The sequence below is a fragment of the Haloferula rosea genome (assembly GCF_016595525.1).
Taxonomy (GTDB): domain Bacteria; phylum Verrucomicrobiota; class Verrucomicrobiia; order Verrucomicrobiales; family Akkermansiaceae; genus Haloferula; species Haloferula rosea.
Window position 1 is genome coordinate 104,091 of the sequence record NZ_JAENII010000007.1, and the last position, 22,198, is coordinate 126,288.

Below are 22,198 nucleotides of genomic sequence, written 5' to 3' on the forward strand. Positions count from 1 at the left end.
CGGACCCATCATTCCATGAAACCGACACTTTTAGTTCTCGCTGCAGGTATGGGCTCTCGCTACGGCGGATTGAAGCAAATGGACCCCATGGGTCCGAATGGAGAGACCGTGCTGGACTACTCCGTCTTCGACGCGATCCGCGCCGGTTTCGGCAAGGTGGTCTTCGTGATCCGCGAGGATTTCGCTGAGGCATTCCGCGAGTCGGTGGGTTCCCGTTTCAAGGACCGGATCGAGGTCGACTATGCGTTTCAGAAGCTCGATGACCTGCCGGAAGGATTCGAAGTTCCTGAAGGCCGGGTGAAGCCTTGGGGCACCGCACACGCCGTGCGGGCCGCGCGTAAGCTCATCGACGGCCCTTTTGCCGTCATCAATGCGGATGATTTCTACGGGGCCGACGCCTATCAAGTGATCGCACGCTGGTTTTCGGAGACTCCCGCGGACGACAGCAAGAGCCACTACAGCATGGTGGGCTACCCGCTCAAAAACACGCTATCCGAGCATGGAACGGTGAATCGGGGCATCTGCCAAACCATCGCAGGAAACCTTCTGAGCGACGTCGAGGAAGTGGTCGACATCTCCCGTGCGGACGACGGAGTCGTCAGTGGGACGAGAATTGATGGGTCCAGCCTCGTAATCGATGAAACCAGCCCGGTCTCGATGAATTTCTGGGGGTTCACCGCCGAATATCTCGATCAACTCGAAGCGCACTTCACCGAATTCCTCAAGGAACACGGGAGTGAAATGAAGTCCGAGTGCTACATTCCAACCGTGGTGGACGAGTTGATCCGCGACGAGCGCGCTGACTGCGTGGTGCTCGACACCAGCGCTTCGTGGTTCGGCGTCACCTACCCGGACGACAAGCCCCACGTGGTGGAGTCGATCGCCGCGCTGGTCGAAGCCGGCGACTACCCCACGCCCTTGACCTGATCCGCCGGGGGCGAACTTTCATTCCTCATCCAGAGCTGCCTCTCGGAGCCTTTGGAGTTCCCAGAGGCAAACCGCACTCGCCGCGGCGGCATTCATCGAGTCCATGCCGGACTCCATCGGGATCCTCGTCAGGCAGTCACAGGCTTTCTCCCAAAAGGACCCGAGACCCTCGGCCTCGGAGCCAATGACCAGCGCTACTCTCCCCTCCACTCCGTCGAGTTGGGTCAGGGCAGTCGCGTTCTTGTGCCCTGAAGTCCCGATCAATCGGAATCCGCCGGCCTTCAGGCAACGGAGCACCTGGCCCGAATCCGCCACCCGGACCGGCACCCGGAACAGCGCCCCGCTCGACGCACGCACTGCCTTCCTCTCAAACGGTGACGCCCCCTCGGAGCCTAGAATCACTGCAGCCGCACCCAGCGCCGCCGCGTTCCGGATGATCGCTCCAACGTTGGACGGATCGCTGAGCCGCGGACACACCACCACCGTCGCATCCGCGTCCAACTCGGACATCAGTCCATGGACATCAGCCACTTCGTCCGGTTGTCGGGCGAGCCCGATCACACCTCGGTGGAAAGCATAGCCCGCGGTGGCCTCAACCGTCTTCCGGTCGCGGCGGATCACGACGAGTCCACTCCAATCCGGGGGCTCCCACTCACAGTGCTCGCCAGCGAGAACTCCGACGATGTCCCACCATCCCCCCATGGCTCCCTCGACGGCATGCCTTCCCTCAAGAACCACCCAAGGGTCGGTTCTTTCCTTCATCTGAAGCTGTAGCTCCTGCATCCACTCTGCCTCATCCATGACCCGGACTTATCAGTAGAACGGCCGTCGGTCCACCCCGGTGGTCGACCGCAAAAAATGCGTCGCTTTCCATGGCGTGAATCCCCTCGATTTGCTTTGCCAAAGTCCACTTCTCGACTAGCCTCACTCCATAACTACTGTGTGCGTCCACTTACGGCAACGTGCCCGGACCGACTCTATTAATTAGGGGCATTTCGCTGCAGCTTTTGACGGATCACGCCTTCTCAGGAAGATCTAGATGAAGTCAGTCGCCCCACCTGTTGAGACACCGGAACGTGGCTCACAATGCCGGGGACGGCACAGTGGTTTCTTTTTTTCACCAACGCCCCTCAGGCCTTGGTCTGGCCGGCTCCCCGGACACGATATTGGTAGCTTGTCAGCTCCCTCAGTCCCATCGGCCCCCGTGCATGCAGTTTCTCGGTGGAAATGCCGATCTCCGCTCCGAAACCGAACTCTTCGCCGTCTGCAAATCGGGTCGACACATTGTGGAAGACACAGGCCGAGTCGACCGCCGGCAGGAACCTGGCAGCGGCAGCAGCATCCTCGGTGACGATGCATTCCGAGTGATGCGATCCGTAGCGATTGATGTGCTCGACCGCCTCATCCAGTGAGCCCACAACCTTGATCGACAGAATTAGATCGAGGTATTCCGTCTTCCAGTCCTCCTCGGTGGCGGGCACTGCGTCGATCACCTGGCAGGTCCTTTCGCAACCCCGCAGCTCCACCCCTTTTGCCTGCATGGCCTCGGCAACCTTGGGCAAAAAGCTCGCTACCACGCCTTCATGGACCAGCAGCGTCTCCATCGCGTTGCACACCCCGGGCTTCTGCGTCTTCGCATCCACGGCGATCTTCACCGCCATCTGCTCATCCGCGGCGGCATCCACGTAGGTATGGCAAATGCCGTCGTAGTGCTTGATCACCGGCATCCGGGCTTGTGAAACCACGGTCTCGATCAGGCCCCTTCCGCCTCGGGGAATGATGACATCCAGCCACTCGTCCATCTGACACAGTGCCGTCACACTGGAACGGTCGGTGAAGGGAATCAGCTGGATCGCATGCTCCGGAAGCCCGGCTTCCTCCCCGCCGCGCACCAAGGCCTCGGCAATGGCCCTGTTCGAATGAATGGCCTCGGACCCACCACGCAGGATCGTCGCGTTACCGGCCTTGAAACAGAGCACCGCCGCATCACTGGTCACATTCGGACGACTCTCGTAGATGATTCCAATGGTTCCGATCGGAACCCGAACCTGCTCGAGCTTGATCCCGTTCGGGCGCTCCCATGATTCCATCAGATCCCCGACAGGATCAGGCAAGGCGGCGACCTGTTCGATCCCGCCCGCGATCGCGTCGATCCGTGCCTCATCCAGACGCAGTCGATCCAGCATCGCCTTGGTCAACCCCTTGGCCTCTCCGGCTTCAAGATCCCTGACGTTGGCCTCGAGAATGGAGGCCGACGCACCACGCAACCCGGCTGCCATTGCCTGAAGAATGGCATTCTTCTCCCCAGTGCTCAGCTGCGAAAGCTTCAGCGCCGCCGCCCGCGCCTGCCGTGCCATCGTCTCGATCTGATCCTTGATGTCGCTCATGATGTTACAGTAAATCTAGTAGATAGGCCGACCTCACCGGCCAGAATGCGTGGCAACCTCTCCGGTTCGCGACCGTGCGCAATGTGGGTTTCGATGCCTGAATCCACCGCCATCTGCACCGCTTTCAGCTTGGAAGCCATACCGCCGATCGAAAATCTTCCCTGCTCGTCCTTGGCGAAGCCCAGCACATCGGCGACATCGGCCACCTCGGGCACCAGCTCCCTCGTCTCCGGGTGGAGCAGGCCGTCGACACTGGTGAGAAGCACGAGACGTTCCGCCCCGACCAATCGCGCGACGCGTGCGGACAGCATGTCGTTGTCACCGACACGAAGCTCTTCGACGGCCACCGAGTCGTTCTCATTGATGATCGGAACGATGCCCGGCTCGGCCAACAAGCGCTGCAGCGTATCACCCACATACTTCCTCCTTTTCTCCTCCCTCAGATCCTCGCCGACCAGAAGCACCTGCGCCACCGAGAGGTCGAAGTTCCGGAACAGGCTCTCGTAGGTGTGCATCAATCGCGCCTGCCCCACCGCCGCACATGCCTGGCGGACGACCAACTCCGATGGATAGCCATCAAGTTTGAACGCCGACACACCGGCACCCACCGCCCCCGAGCTGACCAGCAGGCAACGGTGCCCGGATTCGATCAAGCCGGCGATGGCCGTAACCAAACGGACCAGAGCCGCCCCATCGAGTGTTCCATCGCGAAGGCGGGTCAGAACGCCGGTGCCAGCCTTGATGACAGTGAGTGGTTTCATGGTTGAGCGACGGGCCTATGCCGTGGATTCGACCAAAGTGCCACAGCAAATCGTGGCAGCTCCGACTTGCCTCCGCCAAGCATCGGGACTATTCGCGCTTCATGAGCACTTCATGCTTTGCCCCGCGAGGAGACAAGAAGGCCATCGAGGAAGATCTTCGGTTCGCGCCAAAATTCGATGCCGATGGTCTGATCCCGGCGGTTGCCCTCGATTTTGAAACGAAGGAGCCACTGATGCTCGCCTACATGAATGCCGAGTCTCTCCAGCTGACCCTTGAGAAAGGTGAAGCGGTCTATTGGTCACGCAGCCGCCAGGAAATCTGGCACAAGGGCGCCACCTCCGGTCACGTCCAGCGCGTCCGGGAAATCCGCACTGACTGCGATCAGGATGCCGTGGTCCTCTATGTCGAACAGATCGGCGCGGGTGCCTGCCACACCGGGCGATCGGGCTGCTTCTACCGTCGAATCGACGGCCCCGACGGCTCGATGAGCCTCACGGAACAAGACCGGAAGTTCGACCCCGAAGCCGTGTATGGGAAAGGCTGATTCCATGCTTGGAGCAACCGCCCAATCGTGAATCTCCCCTTTCCAGAGGAAAAACTTCGGGTTTCTTAACAATATCCGCCAAATCATTGAATTTCGCGATTGCAAAGGCGGGTCTCTTCCCCTAGTTCTCCCGCCCCTCGCGAGCCGAGTGAGGAATCACACATCATTTTCAAGCACAGGAGGACGCCATGGACATCATCAACAAGATCGAATCAGAGCAGCTCAAGAAGGACGTGGTCGACTTCAATGTCGGTGACACCGTCAAGGTTCACACCCGCGTGGTGGAAGGCGGCAAGGAGCGGATCCAGATCTTCGCAGGCATCGTCCTCGCCAAGCGTGGTTCCGGCGTGAATGCCTCATTCACCGTGCGCAAGATTTCCTACGGTGAAGGCGTTGAGCGTGTGTTCCCAGTGCACACACCCCGCATCGCGAAGATCGAGGTGACCCACCGTGGCAAGGTCCGTCGCGCCAAGCTCCACTACCTCCGCACCCGGGTCGGCAAGCGCGCCACTTTGGTGAAGAGCGCCGACGCCTGAGCCGTTCCGCTTGGAACTTTTTCTGAAAGCGCCCGTAGCCTCCGGCTGCGGGCGCTTTTTCGTGCGTTTCCACGGGAAGGTCCCGGACGTTCCCGACGCCGGACTCTGGACAATCCCCCGGGCGCGCTCCACTCTCCGGCGTGAGCCGAATTCCCCCATGGATCGCCATCATCCTGTCCATCGCTATCATCGCCAGCGTCTGGATCCTCGGCACCCGCGAGATGGATTTCATGACGCCTCCCACCGAGGCCAAACTTGAGATGGCAAGGACACGCGCGAGCCAGCAACTCGCCAAACCTTCCGACCTGTTTGCCGTCCCTGCAGGCCCCGTCGAGAGCCCGCCTCCGGCGGAACCTCCCCCCAAGGAAGCCCCGGACCAACCGGAGCCCCCACCCACGATCCAAGTCGGTGATCTTGAACGCAGCCCGACACTCGACGCTTGGAAGGACGAAGAGGACACCCCCGCGGCTTCATTCATCGAACTTGCCTCGAGACTGGAGGCCAACACCCAGATGGCCTGGGCCCGCGTCGCGTGGGAAAGAGTCATCGACCACACGCCAGCGGATGAGGACGAACTCCAAGCCGCCATCAAGGGCGTCCTGCGAACGCGTCTGACGCCAACGGCAATGGACGGTGATGAGCGCCCACGCCTCTCGCTGACCCTTGCCGCACCACGCGACCGTGTCGAGGTCACGAAACGCGCGGCAGCCGGTGCCGCCGAAGAACTATCCAAGGCAAGCTCGGAGCTGATCGTCTTCACCAGCAAAGTCACCCCGGATGCCGAGCTCAATGACGAGTTGGAAGTTGGCCTCGGCATTGGCGAAACCCGCCTCGCCATGCGCATTCCGGCACCCGGAAGTCCCACCGACTACGCCGACACGATCCTGCGCGCGACCTTCCGCTTGATTTCCTCCCAACTCGCGGCGAACGAAGGGCTCCAACCCATCTCCCAACCGATCGCCGGCGAAAAGCCCGCCGAATCTCTCGCGACCCGCATCACAAGGCTCGGGTGGCAATCATTCGCGGCCGCCTTTGCCCCATCAGAATGAATTTCTCTAAGAGGATGACTCCTCGCCCGTTCACCCCTCAGTCACACCCCTTCATGCTCCGTTTCCCAGCCCTAGTCATCGGCATCGCCCTGTCCTCAGCCCTCGCTCAGGACGTGGAACGCGCCCCCGTCGAGCCGAAGACCCTCCCCGCCCCGGATCAGCCGGTGGCTCCGGTGAAACCGGCAATCGAGCGATTGGAGGACGGCCGCATGAAGATCGGCAAGGTGACCTTCGATCCCAAGACGAGGGAGATCCAGTTTCCTGCCGCAGTGAACCAGACTCAGGGTCTCCTCGAGTTCGTGGTTGTGCACCAGAACGGGAAGGTCCACGAGTCCCTTTTCGTCACCGACATCTCGGCGACCCATCTCAATCTCGCCTTCAAGCTGCTCGGCTACGTCGCTTCTCCCGAGCTCTACTTCAAGGTCGAGGAGGATGGGAGCCTTTCGTCAGAATTCGAACAGAGCACTGAAGAGCAGAAGAAGAAATCCCGGGTGCAACTGTCGGTCGATCTCACGAAGGATGGCAAGACCGACCGCCAACCGGTCAGCAAATGGATCACCCACGCCTCCACGGAAAAGGACATGCCGAGCTCCGCTTGGGTATACGGCGGCTCGTTCATCTATGACGGCAAGTTCGTCGCCGAGACCTCCGGCGATTTGATCGCTGTCTTTCTGAGCAATTCCGCTCTCATCAATTTCTCTGGAAAAGACAACCAGTTCGACGACGTTTGGTTGCCCCACCCGAAGAGGGTCCCCGCCGAGGGCACCAAAGTGACCGTCGTCATCCATCCCTATCAATCCTGACTCACCATGAAGACCATCGCACTTGCTTTGCTCGCAACGGGCACGCTTGCCGTTCAGGCACAGGACGCGCCGCCGAATCCCTACCTTTCGATCCAGCAGGAAATGCGCCTCGCCATCGCGCGCGGAAACAGCTGGCTCGCCGAACAACAGAAGGACGAAGGCTACTGGGATGACAAGGAATTGCCGGCTCTCACCGCACTGGCTCTCACGGCTGGCGTGCGGGATCCCGCGGTCGATCTGACAAAACCCCTGCCCGATCACCTGAAGAAGGGCTACGACTGGCTGCTCAAGCAGCAAAAGGAAGATGGCGGAATCTACAACCGCGGCCTCGCGACCTACAACACGGCCACCGCAGTCACCGCCCTGACCGCCGCCGCTCGGGACATTTACGAGCCCGCGATCGTGCGCGGACGGAGCTATCTGATTTCCCAGCAGTGGGACATCGGCGAAGAAGGAGTCACCGACAACCAGAACGATGGAGGAATCGGCTACGGGTCGAAAAACGACCACACCGACCTCTCGAATACCTATCTTGCCATCGAGGCCTTGGCCTTGTCCAAGCAGGTGATCGAAGACGGGAAATTCGGCGATCAACCGGAACTCGATTGGGATGCGGCGATCACCTTCCTCTCAAGGTGCCAGAACCTGACCGAGACCAATGATCGCGCCGATGCTTCGGACGATCCGAACAACAAAGGCGGATTCATTTACACCCCTGGCAGCTCAAAGGCCGGCACCGAAGAACTGGAGGACGGCAGTGTCGCCCTGCGCTCCTACGGATCCATCTCCTACGCCGGTCTGCTGTCGCTGATCTATGCCAAGCTCGAGCCGGATGACCCACGGGTGGTCGCGGTCAAGGAGTGGCTGGGCAAGCACTACACACTCGAGGAAAATCCCGGAATGGGCGCCGAGGGGTTGTATTACTACTACCAGGCAATGTCGAAAGCGCTGGCCGCCGCAGGCATCGACAAGCTGCCATTGGAGAACGGCAAGAGCGCGGATTGGCGCATGGATCTCGCCGGCAAACTCCTCAGCACTCAGCGCGAAGACGGTTCATGGGCCAACTCCAACGGTCGCTGGATGGAGTCCAACCCGGTGCTGGTCACCTCCTACACGGTGATGGCTCTCGAGCAGATCTACCACTCAATCCCCGGGAAACCTTAAGAGGGCTCCACGGTGAGCGCCAGCGGGCGGTGATCGGATGCGACAGCCTCTTCGATCACCCTTGCGCCCATCGGTGACTGAAACCCGCGCAGCAGCACGTGATCGATCTCGACCGTCGGAGCACCGGCGGGTTGGGTGAACCGGGCTCCTTTTTTGGGGACCAACTCCCACTTCTCGAACACCTTCATGGTCTTCGATGACGGGTCGGCGTTGAAATCACCGCACAGGATGACGCTCCGAACCCCTTTAAGCTGGCGGTCCAACTCCTCGGCCTGAAGCCGTTGTCTCTCCTCGCCTTGATGGTCGAGGTGGACATTCACGAAGGAAAAGTTCCCCTCCGGATGCCCGATCATCACCTCGAAAGCGATCCGTGGCTCCCCCCCACCCGGCAGACGATGCACCTTCTGCCCCTTGATCGGGAGCTTCGACAACACCGCCAGGCCGTAGCCACCTCCACCAAAGTCCATGGCCTTGCCGAAAACCGATTGCATCCCAAGAAGCCGACCCAACTCGGCCGCCTGATCCACCTTTCCACTCCGTCCGCATCGGTTGTCCACCTCCTGAAGGGCCACCAGATCCGGTTTCTCCATCTCGATCACCTTGGCAATCCGCTCCAGATCGAGCCGACCATCCTCACCGACGCCATGATGAATGTTCCAACAAACCACCTTGAGAGGGTCGGCACAGGCTGTCAGCAGCATCGCTGAGATGACCAGAAGTCGGGTGAACCACATGAGGATCCATACGCGATCCCCACACCAATCTCGCAAACGCCGCGAATTCCAGATACGATCAGGTCGATGACCGTTGCCAGCAAGATCACCCTGACCCGGATCTTCCTTGTACCGGTATTCGCCGTGCTCGCCATCTACTACGGCGTCAGTGTCGAGGAAGGCCATCCCGAGGAGTGGCTTCGTGGCTGGGCGCTCGCCGTCTTCATCATCGCCTCCGCAAGTGACGGTCTCGATGGCTGGGTCGCCCGCCGCTTCAACCAACAATCCCGCTTCGGCGCCACGATCGACCCGATTGCCGACAAGTCCCTTCTCATGACCGCCATCATCGTGCTCAGCCTCGTCGAATGGGGTCCGGACGGCTGGCGGATTCCACTCTGGTTCAGCGCTCTGGTGATTGTTCGTGACTGCCTCATCCTGGGAGGGGTGGCCGTGCTCCATTTCATCAATCATCATGTGCCGATTCGTCCTCACTGGACCGGGAAGGTCTGCACATTCACCCAAATGTTCGCCTTGGGATGGGTCATGCTCCGGGTCATCCCCATCGATCCCATCTACCCTTGCATCGTGGCTGCGGTCTTCACCGTTTGGTCCGGCTATGCGTATCTCAGGGAAGCGCACCACCAACTGCGGGATTCCCCCCACGTCAAACCGGGCTCCCACCCGTGAACCTCGGATCGGCGGTTCTTTTCTCTCGCCTCAGGACCCCACACTCGGTCTCCTTCCCGCATGCCCACCGTTGCCATCGTCGGACGCCCCAATGTGGGGAAATCCGCGCTCTTCAATCGCCTCGCCAAACGTAGGATTGCGATTGTCCACGACCAGCCGGGCGTCACCCGCGACCGCATTTCAGCCCCCTGCATGGTGACCGCCCATCCATGCACCATCGTCGATACCGGTGGCATCGGCTCAACCTTGGATGACGGCTTCGCCGAACAGGTCACCCTCGAGGCCGACATCGCCTTGGAGACCGCCGATCTCATCCTCTTCGTGGTCGACGGCCAGGAGGGCCTCACCACCATCGACGAGGCCCTTGCTCAGAAGCTTCGCAAGGCAAAATCGCCCGTCCTCCTGATCATCAACAAGGTCGATCATGAGAAGCACGATCACGCCCACACCGAAATGACCCGTCTGGGTCTGGGAAATGGGCTGGAAATCTCAGCCGAGCACGGACGTGGATTTGCAGAGCTCACGGCCGTGATCGATGAGCATCTGGCACCATTGGCCGGAGAAATCGAGGAGGTGGTCGCTGAATCCCAGGAGTCCGGGATCCGCCTCGCCATCGTCGGCAAACCGAACGCCGGCAAGTCCTCCCTCGTCAACGCGATCGTTCAGAGCGACCGCACCATTGTCTCCGACATCGCCGGGACGACCCGTGACGCCATCGACCTTCCCTATCAGTTCAAGGACGAGAAGTTCACTCTTGTGGACACCGCTGGCCTGCGCCCCCGCACCAAACGGGACGAATCGGTCGAAGTGTTCTCCGCCATGCGCACGGAGAAAGCCATCCGACGAGCCGACATCTGCCTGCTGGTCGTCGACCTCGCCTCCGGCGTCAGTGCCCAGGATCGCAAGATCGCCCAACTCATTCTCAAGGAGAAGAAGCCCTGCTTGATCGTTCTCAACAAGTTCGATCTGTTCCACCCCGGAGCGCCGCTCAAGGAGCGCCAGAAGGAGGCCAAGGAACAGGTCCGTCGCGAATTGTTCTTCCTCCACTACGCTCCCTTCGTCTGCGTGTCGGCCAAGGAAGGCACCGCCGTGACGGAAGTCCTCGCGAAGGTGCTTTCGATCAAGAAGACCTCTCAGGACGTGCCGTCCACCGGCAATCTGAACCGCATGCTACAAATGGCGTTCGAGGTGAATCCTCCACCCTCTGCGGGCAAGGGAACGCGCCGCCTGAAGCTCTACTACGCCACGACCGCGGTCAATGAGCGCTACCATACCATCCCCGTTCCGACCTTCGTGCTGTTCGTGAATGACAAATCCCTCAGCACCCAAAGCTACGAGCAGTACCTGTCCAACCGGCTCCGCGAGGTCCATCCTGCACCCGGGATCCCCGTGGTATTCTCGATCCGCTCGCGACGCCGTCGGAAACTCGATCCTAGAAGCCTCTAATACGACCAGCCGCCATGCCATTGCTAGACGTCAAGAATCTCACCACGCGCTTCCACACCCGCAACGGGGTGGTCCACGCCGTTGAGGATGTTTCCTTCGCTGTCGATTCCGGAGAAACCCTGGGCATCGTCGGAGAGTCAGGATCGGGAAAATCCGTGAGTTGCTATTCACTTCTCGGTCTCATCCCCCAGCCTCCCGGTCGGATTCACTCCGGAGTCGCCTCCTTCGACGGCATCGACTTGCTGAGCGCTTCGGACAAGGAACTGCGTGGCATCCGGGGCAAACGGATCTCGATGATCTTCCAGGACCCCATGACATCCCTGAATCCCTACATGCGGATACGGGACCAGTTGACGGAACCCCTTGAACTCCACCTCGGCATGAAGGGAAAACCTGCCGAAGCCCGCGCCATCGAGGCTCTCGAAGAAGTCGGAATCCCTGATGCCGCCTCAAGGATCGGCTCGTATCCTCACGAGTTCTCAGGCGGCATGCGCCAACGCGTCATGATTGCCATGGCCCTGATCACCCGTCCCGAACTACTCATTTGCGACGAACCGACCACCGCCCTCGATGTGACGGTTCAGAAGCAGGTCCTCGATTTGATCCGTGATCGCCAGAAGGATCTCGGGACCGCAGTCGTATTCATCACCCATGACCTCGAAGTCGTCTCCCAAGTCTGCGACCACGTGAATGTGATGTATGCCGGTCGCATCGTGGAAAGCGCTACGCGCAAGGAGCTCTTTGCCAACCCGCTTCACGCCTACACCCGGTCGCTGCTCCAGAGCATCCCGGCCCGCCATCAGAAGGGCGAAGAACTCTACACCATCCCCGGCCTGCCGCCCGACATGTCGAACCCGCCCGCCGGATGCGCGTTCCAACCCCGGAACCGGATCGGCAACTCCGATGCCTGCCTGATGGATCGGTCGCCCCAGTTGAAGGAAATCCAGCCAGGCCACTACGCCCAGGACTGCCCGGGCTGCCTCGCCTCGTAAAAACTGAAATGGAGCACGGCAAGACCGTGCTCCATCCCAAAGATCGCTGCTACCGCGTATCGGCTCAGCCGGTCACACGCATCGGCATGATCACGTAAAGGAAGCTGCCGTCGATCCGGACCACACCCGGGCTCATCTCGTCGATCAAGTCGAGATAAACGGTCTCTTCCTCGAGATTCTGCAGCGGAGCCTTCATGAACTCAGGATTGAATGCGATCTGCATCTCCTTGCCTTCATAGGGAACCTCAAGTGTTTCCTTGGCCTCACCCACATCCGGCGAGTTCGCACTGACTTCCACGCTGTTCTTGCCGAATACCAGTTTCACCGAGTTCGACTTGTCCGAGGAAAGCAGCGAAACACGACGGACGGTCTCAAGCATCGCCTCACGAGGCAGCTCGACACGTTCGCTCGAATCGCCGGGGATCACTTGGCGGTAGTTCGGGTAGTTGCCCTCGATCAGCTTACTGACCAGCAGATGCTCGCCGACCGAGAAGGAAATCTGACTGTCGCTGAGGCGAAGCAGCACCTCACCCTCCGTGCCCAGCAAACGCTGCAATTCCTGAACCGCCTTGGTCGGGATGATCACATCCACTTCTTGGCTCGCTGGGAAATCCAGGTCGCTCTCGACCATGGCAAGACGGCGGCCATCCGTCGCCACCAGGGTCATCTTGCCCTCACGGAAAGAGGTGTAGATGCCGTTGAGCACATAGCGCGTCTCGTCGGTGGAAATCGCATAGCCGGTCTTCTTCAGACCGTCGAGGAGCAGCTGTTGGGGAATGCGATATTCGTTTGCCCCGTCGAAATCCGGCAAAGGCGGGAAATCGTCCTGCCCCAGACCAATGATCTTGAAGAATGACGGACCACACTGGATCGAGGCCGTGTTCTTCGCATCCACCGAGACTTCCACCTCGCTGGCGGGTAGCTCACGAATGATGTTCACCAGTTTCTTCGCAGGAAGCGTGGTCGCACCTTCCTTCTGAATGTTGGCCTCGACCGATCCGGTGATGCCAACGTCCAGATCCGTGGTTGTGAGTTGGAGACGACCGTTCTCAGCGACCAACAACACGTTGGAGAGAATCGGGAGGGTGGTCCGGGTGCTGACGACGTGCTGCACCTTCTGCAGCCCTTCGAGGAGCGCCTCTTTGGAAACGGTAAACTTCATTGCTGATCCAAGCGCTTGTTCCGTGGTGCGCTTGCCCAATGCTTTTCGCTTTTATGAAGCGTTTGCAAGCCTTCGTTTTGACTCCGGCAAGGTTCTACGAATTTTGACAGAGCTCGCTGAATTTCAAAAACTTTTGCAAGTTGTTCAGCGTCTGAGCTCCGACTCGATAAACTGCACCTGTTCCCTCACTTGCCGGTCGGTTTCAATCTGCGCTTTTACCTTCTTCACCGCGTGAATGACGGTACCGTGATCCCGCCCACCGAACGCATCCCCAATCTCCACCAGAGAGCATTTCGTGTGGGTCCGACTCAGATACATCGCGATCTGCCTAGGCACGGCGATACTCGCCGGGCGCCGCCGACTCGTCATGTCGGCCAGACGCATGTCGAACTGCTCGGCCACCAAACGCTGGATCGAGTCGATCGTCACCTGCCGGCTGTTTTCTTCGCGAAAGAGATCCCGGAGGAGGTGCTCCACCTTATCGACCGTCACGCGCTCACCCGCCAGCGACGCGAAGGTCCCGACCCGCATCAGGCCACCTTCAAGACGGCGCACGTTGGTGGTCAGGCGCTCGGCGAGCAGACGGATGATGCCATCATCCACCTTCACGCCCCACTCGGCCACCTTGTGCTGGAGGATGGCCAGCCGGGTCTCGAAGCCAGGAGGCTGCAACTCGACGGTCAGACCACACTCGAAACGCGACACCAACCGGGGCTCGAGGTTCTTGATCTCAGAGGCAGGGCGGTCACTGGTCAGGATCACCTGGCAGCGTCCATCCAGCAGGGTGTTGAAGGTGTGGAAGAACTCCTCCTGGGAGCGCTCCTTCCCTGCGATGAACTGAACATCATCGATCAGCATCATCTCGGCGGTGCGATACCGCCGCCTGAACCGCTCGAGATCGCCCTTGCGGACCGCATCAATGAACTCGTTGGTGAACTTCTCGCAGGTCATGTAGACAACCTTGCCAGAGGCTTCGCTGGCAAGCCGCTGGCGCCCAACCGCCTGCATCAGGTGGGTCTTCCCCAATCCAGGTCCGCCGTGAATGAAGAGGGGGTTGAATGCCGATCCCTTGCCGGTGGCCACCGCTTCGCAGGCAGCATGGGCAAACTGGCTGTTCGCGCCCACCACGAAGGAGTCGAAGGTGAACGAAGGATTCAACCCAACACGCTTCAAACGCTTCTCCACCTCGATGCCGTCGTCCTCGCCGACCGTGTCCGGGAACAAATCCTCGGCATCCTCCGAATCCACGGATTCCTGCACGACCTCGCTTTTCGCAACCTTGGCCTGCTCGATCACCAACTGCACCTCCACCACCTCATCGACCATCTCGTTCAAGGCCGCATGGAGTTCGGTCATGTAGTTGCTCTCGATCCATACCTGATGGATCTCATTGGGAATCCCGATCTTGGCCACGCGGTTCTCCACCTCGACCAGACGACACGCCTTAAACCAACGCTCGAACGCATCCACGCTGACGAGTTCACTGAGACGACCCCGTACGGCCGCCCAAGCATCCTCCATGTCCACGCCGCGCTCCCCATGGCCCTCACTGTCCTTCACCTCCACCTGTTCCATCTGATTTTCCGACTCTAAAAAATTTGGTTTTTCTTTCACACACCCCTAACGACATCGCCTTCGACTGCCCCGGTGCAGGGAGGTTTTTACCCCTCATCCCAGCTCCAAGAGAAACCCTTTTCAAAGCCCTCTAACAGATGGAGCAACCACCCCTGTTTCCACGGGCGTTCCACGGCTCGGATTTTTTTAAATCTTGACCAAGGGAACACTTAACGCAGCTAAACCATTCGCACCCACGCAGATCTTTGCACTCATTCCATTTTGCTATTTATAAGCTCTTTGTGGTATTTTTTACGCGCAATCCGTGAGTGTCGAATTCGTCACACTCTACAAAACTTTCCCCTTCACCACTGCGACCTTCGAGGTGAGATCGCAAGTCTCCTATGCTGAGTGTGTTGTCGCACATCCTCCGCCGGAGTTCCACTCACGGCGTCCTGATTCGGCGATGAATCAGGCTGCTTGCTTCCTCTCGTAGTTCTTCCCCGGCAGCCATCCACAAAGGAAGGTCAGAACGGCGGTGACCGGCCACGTCCAAGCGTAACAGAACAGAGACAGCACCTTGCCCTCTTCAAGCAAGTCGGCGTCAAAGGTGTGGAACACGCTGAGCCAAGTCAGGGGGACATCGACATTGCCGAGCAGCACCCAGATGTCGGGCCGGATCAGCGCCACCAGGGCAAACGAAGCCGCAGCGCCCACGATCAGGCCCGGGATACTGCCGCGACCCACCATCGCGCACACCATCAGCCCCAACAGGGGGCCGACCGTGTATGAAGTCATTCCGAACGCGAGCGGAAGAATCGGGATACCCTCCCGCGCCTCATTGAGCAACAAGGTGAACCCCGTCAGAAGCAGGCCCCAGATCATGACCAGCACCCGGGACTTCCACACCAGGTTGAGCTTTTCCATCTCCTCATCGGTCCGGTCTTCCGGGTGATACCAGAGCGACAAGGTGGTCTGGCTGAGCGCGGCCAGGATCGAGTCCAGACTCGAAATTGAGGCCGCAAATACGCCGGCGAGCAGCAACCCGCTGACCCCGGCCGGCAGGACGGTCACAATCCACATCGGGAAAATGTAGTCGTGCTCTCCCGTCACCCGAACCTGGCTGTTCCCTATCGTGTCAGCCCCGGCCTTCACCAACTCGGCCTCTGCTTCGTTGAAAGGGTGAAGATGATAGTGAACGAAGAGGGCGGCCCCCACCATGAGCATCAGCAGCGTAAGCACCTGGCCCACGCAGCTGAACATCAGGGCCTTGCCCGCGTCCTTCGCATTCCGGCAACAGAACATGCGCTGGGCATTCAGCTGATCGACCCCAAAGGCCGTCAGATTCTGGAAAGGCACGGCAAAAATCGCCACCCAGAACGTGAACTGCAACTCCCGCTCAAACCCGAAAGTGAAGTCCATGACCCGAGTGCGCCCGAAGGAATCCGCCAAACTCCAGAACTCCCCGAAGCCACCGGGAACGCCCCCAACGATCCAGATCAGTGCGAGAACGCCCCCGAAGGCGAACAGGATGAACTGCATCACATCGGTCCAAATGACCGTCTGCATCCCCCCCATCAGCGTCCAACCGATCGCAAAGAGCCCGATGATCAGGATGCTGATTTCGATCGGGAGCCCGGTCACCACCTTCAGGGGAATGGCCGCGACAAGCACTCGGACACTCTGTCCCAGGATGCTTCCCAAGGTGAATAGGACCGTCGCGATCTTTTTCGCACCTCTACCCAAGCGGCGCCCCATGTAGTCGTAGGGACTGTAAATCTCCTGCTCGTAGTAAAGCGGCACGAGGAACTTCGCGATGAGGAAGCGGGCAAGAATCGAGCCGATCGCCCACTGCAAGTAGGAGAAATCACCATTGAGGGCGAAGAGAGTGCCCGGCACGCCGATGAAGGTGACTCCGCTGATCTCCGTAGCGATGATTGAGCCACTGACGGCTGGCCACGGCAGCGAGCGTCCGCCGAGGAAGAAATCCTTGATCGTGGACTGCTTGCCACTCATCCGATGACCTACCCACGTGCACAGCACCAGATAACCGAGCAGCACGCCCCAGTCCCATTTCGTAAAAGCACCGGCCAAGCCAACGATCTCCATGGCCGAAGTTAGGGAGATTGTCGGCTCAGCGTCCACGCCGGATTTGCCATCCTGTCGGATCCGCCCCACGCTCTGCCCGATGAACGCATCCCAGCTCGCGGAACTTCTCCACCGCCGACTCTCCATCATCGGCGATCATGAATGGCGGGATCGCGATCCGGATGGTCAGTTTGCGGCCCTCAAGGAGGTGTCCGAAGCAATCGACCGCTGGCACCGCGAACACCGGCATGAAATCGACGCCCGCCTTGATCATTTTCTGACAGGCGCTTCCTACGAAAAGGCGCTTCGCTACGTAGAATCCGAAGGTTCTTGGCGAGGCCACTGACTTTCTGCCAAACGCGGGGATCCACTCTTGCTCATGGCTCTGCAGGGCCCTTAGTCTGCCGCCAAGCACAGTGAGTTCCAACCCCAGCGGCATCCACATCACCGGTATTCTCCCAGCGCGCTGGGGGTCTTCACGCTTCCCCGGGAAGCCCCTGCATGAGATCGCGGGAAAGGCGCTCATTCATCACGTGTGGGATCGCTGCCAGCAATGCAAGATGCTTGATGACGTGTGGGTTGCGACCGACGACCCGCGCATTGAGGAGGCTGTCCGAGCCTTCGGTGGCAAGGCGATCATGACTTCAGACAGCCATCCAACTGGAACCGACCGACTGGCGGAAGCCATCGAAAAACTTCCTGCCACCACACACGTCGTCAATATCCAGGGGGACGAACCCCTGATCGACCCAGCATTGATCGACGAGTTGGCCACCCTGATGACGGTCGAGCCCGAGCTCGACATGGCCACCGCGGCCAATCCTCTCGACCCCTCGGATCCAGCGGTCGGCGACCCGAATGTGGTCAAGGTCGTCACCGCCATCGACGGCCGGGCACTCTACTTTTCCCGCTCGCCCCTTCCGTATTTCCGCAACCAGGTCGCCGGACTTCCGGTCTACCGACACAAGGGCATCTACGCCTACCGCCGCGGATTCATCCAACAGTTCGTGGCTTGGCCTCCATCACTGCTTGAGCAAGCCGAGTCCCTCGAACAGCTGCGCGCTCTGGAAAACGGAGCCTCCATCAAGGTCATCCCGACCCACGATACCGCACCAGGCGTCGACACCCCCGAGCAAGCCCTCGAAGTCGAGCGCATCCTTCTTTCCACCTCATCCTGATCACCTCTTCACGCTGCATGAAATATATCTTTGTTACCGGAGGCGTTGTCTCCTCCTTGGGCAAGGGACTTGCCGCCGCATCCATCGGCACACTTCTCGAACACCGCGGCCTGAAGGTCCTGATGCAGAAGTTCGACCCCTACCTCAATGTCGACCCGGGCACCATGTCGCCCTTCCAGCACGGTGAGGTCTACGTCCTCGACGACGGTGCGGAAACCGACCTCGATCTCGGACACTACGAACGCTTCACGTCGGGAGTTCTCTCGAAGATGAACAACCTGACCTCGGGACAGGTTTTTGACTCGGTCATCAAGAAGGAGCGCCGTGGCGAATACCTCGGGAAGACCGTGCAGTTCATTCCCCACGTGACCGATGAGATCAAGGACCGGCTGCGTAGCGTCACGGCCGACAATCCGGACGTTGATGTCCTCATCACCGAAATCGGTGGAACCGTGGGCGACATGGAAGGCCTCCTCTTCCTCGAAGCACTCAGGCAGTATGCGCTGGAAGTCGGGAAGGAAAACGTCTGTTTCATCCACGTGACCCTCCTCCCCTTCATCAAGGCTGCCGGAGAGATCAAAACCAAGCCCACCCAGCAGTCGGTCGCCAAGCTCCGTGAGATCGGCATCCAGCCCGACATCATCATCTGCCGCACGGAGGCGGATCTGGATGAGGACAACCGGCGCAAGATCGCCATGTTCTGCAACGTGGAGCGAAAGAACGTCGTCGCCTTCCGCGATGTCGACCACACGATCTACGAATGCCCGCTCGATCTCCGTCGTGACAAGATCGACCGCCTGGTCGTCGACAAGATCGGCCTTGGACACACACCATCGCCAGCGATCGAAGATTGGGAGCGCTTCGTGCAGAAGGTCATCCATCCGAAGCACAAGGTCACCATTTCCGTGGTCGGCAAGTACATCGAACTGCAGGACGCCTACAAGTCGATCTACGAGTCACTGATCCACGCCGGTGCCCATCACGATACCAAGGTCAACATCGTCCGTGTCGAAGCCGAGGCCATTGAGGATCACGGAGCAGCAAGTGCCATTGGCGACGTCGATGGCATCCTTGTCCCCGGTGGCTTCGGTGACCGCGGCACCGAAGGCAAGATCCTCGCCGCTCGCTACGCACGCGAGTCCGATATCCCCTACTTCGGCATTTGCCTCGGCATGCAGATCGCGACCATTGAGTTCGCGCGCAATGTCTGCAAGCTGCGCGATGCGAATTCGACCGAGTTCGACAAGGAAACCCCCTATCCGGTCATCTGCCTGCAGGAGGAACAAAAGGGCGTCGAAGACATGGGAGCGACGATGCGCCTCGGTGCGTGTGAAAGCATTCTCTTCGCTGGCACCCGGGCGTCGGATCTCTACGGAGGTGCTGCCACGATTCACGAGCGCCATCGCCACCGATACGAATTCAACTCCGACTTCCAGGATCGACTGCAGGAAGCAGGCTTGGTCATCTCATCAGTCTCCGCCGACGAGGGGCTCGTTGAGATCATCGAGATCCCCGATCACCCCTTCTACCTCGCCGCCCAGTTCCACCCCGAGTTTCAGTCAAAACCGAACAAGGCGCATCCCCTCTTCTCCGGATTCATCAAGGCCGCCCTCGAACACTCCAACCTCTGAACCCAGCATCCCGCTCATGAAAGTCCTCCTCATTCCCGCACTCACCGCCATCACCACCTTGCTTCTCACCGCCTGTGGGAATCGAGTCGACATGCCTTCCGGCAAATCCAAGGGATACACCTCGGCACGACTGGTTCAGACGGACAAGAAGCCTGATTTCGCCGACGTTGACGCTTCGACCAACCGCATGATCCAGAAGGCTCTGGCTGACACCTTCCGCGCCAACGGACTTCAAGTGAAGACAAGCGATGCCGACCTCGTCGTCGGCTACCTGCTGCTGATCCAGGACAACGCTTCGACGCTCCTGATCGATGACTACTTCGGCTACGGCAGGGACGCCGAGCACATCGCCGATGTGGCTCACGTTCGTGGTGTCGTGGAAAATCAGCGCCCCGATCAGTTCGAGCGTGGAGCCATCGTAGTCGATGTCATGGACGCCAAAACCAACAAGTTGGTGTACCGCAATTTTGCGAAGCGCGACATCCACAAAGGGCTCTCGGACTCGGTTCGCCAACAGCGGATTCAAGAGGCCGTCAACGAGACCATGCAGAAGTTTTTCCGCTGAGTCGGCGCCTGAGGAAGCCCGCACGGTTCTCCTTGCCAATTCACAACCGGGGCGATAACACTCCGGCCCGCCGACGCCAGCGTTGGCACCCCATCCTGATTCTTTCAGGACCCGTAGTTCAATGGATAGAATAGCGGTCTCCGAAGCCGTTGATACAGGTTCGACTCCTGTCGGGTCCACCAGGATGGAAGTATCTCCGGGGTCTGTCGACCGATGGTCCCTCCCATCTCGTCAGGATTTCCCGCAGTCCCTTCGATGCTCTGGAAAGGGAGTCCACCTGAGCATGCGCCCAATTCCCCGCCGCTGAATCCCGACACGGGCCCGGAAAGCAAAACCCCACGCAACAGCGCCTGGGCACGCAGCTTCTCTCCAAGACAATCCCACTCGGGACGATGTCGTCGAGTGCCGGACACACGATGGTGGTTTCTGGCTCTCTGTTGCGGGAATGGTGGGCGGTACTGGGTTCGAACCAGTGACCCCATCGGTGTGAACGATGTGCTCTACCACTGAGCTAACCGCCCCTGTCCCTTGCAGGCGAGGGCGATGGGATAAGGCACCGACCAAGCCTTGGCAAGCATTTTGGGAACTCCTCTAGAACTCGACGATCGACCCCAGTTCCGCCACCGAAACATCACCCTTGTGATCCTTCCTCAGGGCATCACGCAGGGCAAGAGATCGATCCTCCTCCCCATGCACCAGCCACACCTTGGAGCGGGAGCCCGTCATGGCTTGGAAGTAGTCCATCAACTCCGAGTGATCGGCATGACCGGAGAACGAGTCGATCGCCTCGACACTCGCACGAACCGCATGTCGCTTACCGAAGATATTCACCTCCTTGCGTCCGTCCCGGATGAACCGGCCCAAAGTGTTCTCCGCACAATACCCCACGAAAAACACCGTGTTGTGCGGGTCTCCAATGCCCGACTTCAAGTGGTGCCGAATCCGTCCCGCCTCACACATGCCTGAAGCAGAAATGATGATACACGGTCCCTCGAATTGGTTGAGCTTCTTCGACTCCACAACCGACCGCACCAGCTTCAACCCCTCGAAGTGAAATGGATCCTTCTTGTCCTCGAAAAGGAAGGAATACACATCCTCGTTGAAGCATTCGGGGTGAAGGCGAAATATCTCGGTGGCTCCCACCGCCAAGGGACTGTCGACGATCACAGGCACCTGCGGGATCTTCTTCTCGTGGAAAAGGCGATGCAGCACGTAGATAAGCTGCTGCGTCCGCTCGACCGCAAAGGCCGGGATCAACACTTTGCCTCCCCGTGCCAGAGACCGTTCAAGAACCTCCGCCACCGCTTCGTCGGCTCCAGTGGGAAGCTCGTGCTCGCGACCGCCATAGGTCGATTCCATGAGGAGGAAATCCACATCCTGAACAGCCACCGGGTCGCGCAGGACATCATTCCCCCCTCGACCAATGTCACCCGAAAAGAGGAAGCGCTTCCGCTTTCCACCATCCTCGCGATCCTCGACCTCGAGAAGAACCTGCGCCGCCCCGAGGATGTGACCAGCGTCATAAAACCTGAGCGTCACCCCGTCGGCAATCAACATCGGGCGTTCGTAACCAACGGTCACGAACTGCCGGAGGCAACGCTCCGCGTCTTCCTTCCGATACAGCGGCTCAACGGGTGACTCACCATCCTTCGCCCGCTGTTTGTTCAACCACTCAACATCCTGCTCCTGAATGTGGGCACTGTCCGCAAGCATGATGGTGCACAAGTCACGGGTGGCGAAGGTCGCATAAATGTTCCCCGAAAAACCACGCTTCGTGAGGTTCGGGAGATTACCGCTGTGGTCGATGTGGGCGTGCGACAACACAACGACGTCCACTTCGGCAGGATCGAAATGGGGAAACCCGCAGTTGATGTCATAGGCTTCCGACCTGCGCCCCTGATAGAGCCCACAATCCAGAAGGATCTTCTTTCCGTTCACCTCCAGCAAATGCTGCGAACCGGTCGTCGTACCGGCGGCTCCACAAAATTTGAGTTTCATCAATCCAAGACT

21 protein-coding genes, 2 tRNA genes and 1 other RNA gene are annotated in these 22,198 nt (G+C 59.6%); 15 read left to right on the forward strand and 9 right to left on the reverse strand.

Annotation, left to right across the window (positions count from 1 at the left end):
* Positions 1-15: 15 nt before the first annotated feature.
* Complete coding sequence (locus tag JIN81_RS10495; protein WP_234044705.1) at positions 16-927, forward strand: nucleotidyltransferase family protein; 912 nt, start codon at positions 16-18, stop codon at positions 925-927.
* A gap of 18 nt (positions 928-945) precedes the next feature.
* Here the strand turns inward: JIN81_RS10495 and JIN81_RS10500 are convergent, their stop codons facing one another.
* Positions 946-1,689, reverse strand: a complete 744-nt coding sequence (locus JIN81_RS10500; protein WP_234044706.1) for a TrmH family RNA methyltransferase — start codon at positions 1,687-1,689, stop codon at positions 946-948.
* Between the two features lie 167 nt (positions 1,690-1,856).
* Here JIN81_RS10500 and ssrS point away from each other — a divergent pair.
* Positions 1,857-2,041, forward strand: a non-coding RNA gene (gene ssrS, locus JIN81_RS19635) — 6S RNA.
* A gap of 16 nt (positions 2,042-2,057) precedes the next feature.
* On the opposite strand, the gene JIN81_RS10505 is transcribed toward ssrS, so the two are convergent.
* Both JIN81_RS10505 and proB read right to left on the reverse strand, forming a co-directional pair.
* A complete protein-coding gene (locus JIN81_RS10505; protein ID WP_200278911.1) occupies positions 2,058-3,314 on the reverse strand; it encodes a glutamate-5-semialdehyde dehydrogenase in 1,257 nt (418 codons plus the stop codon).
* A complete protein-coding gene (gene proB / locus JIN81_RS10510) occupies positions 3,311-4,075 on the reverse strand; it encodes a glutamate 5-kinase (RefSeq protein WP_200278913.1) in 765 nt (254 codons plus the stop codon). The genes JIN81_RS10505 and proB overlap by 4 nt, the downstream gene beginning before the upstream one ends.
* 101 nt (positions 4,076-4,176) lie before the next feature.
* On the opposite strand from proB, the gene hisI reads away from it, so the two are divergent.
* From hisI to JIN81_RS10535, 5 genes are all read left to right on the forward strand, one after another.
* Positions 4,177-4,620, forward strand: a complete 444-nt coding sequence (gene hisI / locus JIN81_RS10515; RefSeq protein WP_200278915.1) for a phosphoribosyl-AMP cyclohydrolase — start codon at positions 4,177-4,179, stop codon at positions 4,618-4,620.
* 188 nt (positions 4,621-4,808) lie between these two features.
* Positions 4,809-5,156: a 50S ribosomal protein L19 gene (gene rplS / locus JIN81_RS10520; RefSeq protein ID WP_200278917.1), complete on the forward strand. Its 348-nt coding sequence runs from the start codon at positions 4,809-4,811 to the stop codon at positions 5,154-5,156.
* Positions 5,157-5,296: 140 nt separating this feature from the next.
* Positions 5,297-6,205, forward strand: a complete 909-nt coding sequence (locus JIN81_RS10525) for a hypothetical protein (protein WP_200278919.1) — start codon at positions 5,297-5,299, stop codon at positions 6,203-6,205.
* 53 nt (positions 6,206-6,258) lie between these two features.
* Positions 6,259-7,008 (forward strand): YdjY domain-containing protein, encoded by a 750-nt coding sequence (locus JIN81_RS10530; RefSeq protein WP_200278921.1) that lies wholly within the window; start codon positions 6,259-6,261, stop codon positions 7,006-7,008.
* Positions 7,009-7,014: 6 nt separating this feature from the next.
* On the forward strand, positions 7,015-8,172 hold the full coding sequence (locus tag JIN81_RS10535; protein ID WP_200278923.1) for a prenyltransferase/squalene oxidase repeat-containing protein: 1,158 nt from the start codon (positions 7,015-7,017) through the stop codon (positions 8,170-8,172).
* Here JIN81_RS10535 and JIN81_RS10540 read toward each other — a convergent pair.
* The gene (locus JIN81_RS10540) at positions 8,169-8,906 is read right to left on the reverse strand and encodes an endonuclease/exonuclease/phosphatase family protein (RefSeq protein WP_200278933.1); all 738 of its coding nucleotides are present in this window, start codon (positions 8,904-8,906) and stop codon (positions 8,169-8,171) included. The genes JIN81_RS10535 and JIN81_RS10540 overlap by 4 nt on opposite strands.
* Before the next feature lie 66 nt (positions 8,907-8,972).
* On the opposite strand from JIN81_RS10540, the gene JIN81_RS10545 reads away from it, so the two are divergent.
* From JIN81_RS10545 to JIN81_RS10555, 3 genes are read left to right on the forward strand one after another with little or no spacing between them, the layout of a single operon-like run.
* Positions 8,973-9,572, forward strand: a complete 600-nt coding sequence (locus tag JIN81_RS10545; RefSeq protein ID WP_200278935.1) for a CDP-alcohol phosphatidyltransferase family protein — start codon at positions 8,973-8,975, stop codon at positions 9,570-9,572.
* Between the two features lie 60 nt (positions 9,573-9,632).
* Positions 9,633-11,018: a ribosome biogenesis GTPase Der gene (gene der / locus JIN81_RS10550; protein WP_200278937.1), complete on the forward strand. Its 1,386-nt coding sequence runs from the start codon at positions 9,633-9,635 to the stop codon at positions 11,016-11,018.
* A gap of 14 nt (positions 11,019-11,032) precedes the next feature.
* Positions 11,033-12,010 (forward strand): ABC transporter ATP-binding protein, encoded by a 978-nt coding sequence (locus tag JIN81_RS10555; RefSeq protein ID WP_234044707.1) that lies wholly within the window; start codon positions 11,033-11,035, stop codon positions 12,008-12,010.
* Positions 12,011-12,074: 64 nt separating this feature from the next.
* Here JIN81_RS10555 and dnaN read toward each other — a convergent pair whose 3' ends face one another.
* The 3 genes from dnaN to JIN81_RS10570 form a co-directional block, all read right to left on the reverse strand.
* Complete coding sequence (gene dnaN / locus JIN81_RS10560) at positions 12,075-13,172, reverse strand: DNA polymerase III subunit beta (RefSeq protein ID WP_200278939.1); 1,098 nt, start codon at positions 13,170-13,172, stop codon at positions 12,075-12,077.
* Between the two features lie 144 nt (positions 13,173-13,316).
* Positions 13,317-14,747 (reverse strand): chromosomal replication initiator protein DnaA, encoded by a 1,431-nt coding sequence (gene dnaA, locus JIN81_RS10565; RefSeq protein WP_200278942.1) that lies wholly within the window; start codon positions 14,745-14,747, stop codon positions 13,317-13,319.
* 450 nt (positions 14,748-15,197) lie between these two features.
* Positions 15,198-16,835 (reverse strand): sodium:solute symporter family transporter, encoded by a 1,638-nt coding sequence (locus JIN81_RS10570; protein ID WP_200278944.1) that lies wholly within the window; start codon positions 16,833-16,835, stop codon positions 15,198-15,200.
* A 79-nt stretch (positions 16,836-16,914) separates the two neighbouring features.
* Between JIN81_RS10570 and JIN81_RS10575 the strand changes: the two genes are divergently transcribed.
* The 5 genes from JIN81_RS10575 (at position 16,915) to JIN81_RS10595 (ending at position 20,370) form a co-directional block, all read left to right on the forward strand.
* Positions 16,915-17,160, forward strand: a complete 246-nt coding sequence (locus JIN81_RS10575; RefSeq protein WP_200278946.1) for a hypothetical protein — start codon at positions 16,915-16,917, stop codon at positions 17,158-17,160.
* A gap of 91 nt (positions 17,161-17,251) precedes the next feature.
* The gene (kdsB, locus tag JIN81_RS10580) at positions 17,252-17,992 is read left to right on the forward strand and encodes a 3-deoxy-manno-octulosonate cytidylyltransferase (protein ID WP_200279211.1); all 741 of its coding nucleotides are present in this window, start codon (positions 17,252-17,254) and stop codon (positions 17,990-17,992) included.
* 17 nt (positions 17,993-18,009) lie between these two features.
* On the forward strand, positions 18,010-19,623 hold the full coding sequence (pyrG, locus tag JIN81_RS10585; protein ID WP_200278948.1) for a CTP synthase: 1,614 nt from the start codon (positions 18,010-18,012) through the stop codon (positions 19,621-19,623).
* Between the two features lie 16 nt (positions 19,624-19,639).
* Positions 19,640-20,188 (forward strand): DUF4136 domain-containing protein, encoded by a 549-nt coding sequence (locus JIN81_RS10590; RefSeq protein ID WP_200278949.1) that lies wholly within the window; start codon positions 19,640-19,642, stop codon positions 20,186-20,188.
* 107 nt (positions 20,189-20,295) lie between these two features.
* Positions 20,296-20,370 (forward strand) — tRNA-Arg (locus JIN81_RS10595).
* A 264-nt stretch (positions 20,371-20,634) separates the two neighbouring features.
* Here JIN81_RS10595 and JIN81_RS10600 read toward each other — a convergent pair.
* Both JIN81_RS10600 and JIN81_RS10605 read right to left on the reverse strand, forming a co-directional pair.
* Positions 20,635-20,709, reverse strand: a tRNA-Val gene (locus JIN81_RS10600).
* 70 nt (positions 20,710-20,779) lie between these two features.
* On the reverse strand, positions 20,780-22,186 hold the full coding sequence (locus JIN81_RS10605; RefSeq protein ID WP_200278951.1) for an MBL fold metallo-hydrolase RNA specificity domain-containing protein: 1,407 nt from the start codon (positions 22,184-22,186) through the stop codon (positions 20,780-20,782).
* Between the last annotated feature and the right edge of the window lie 12 nt (positions 22,187-22,198).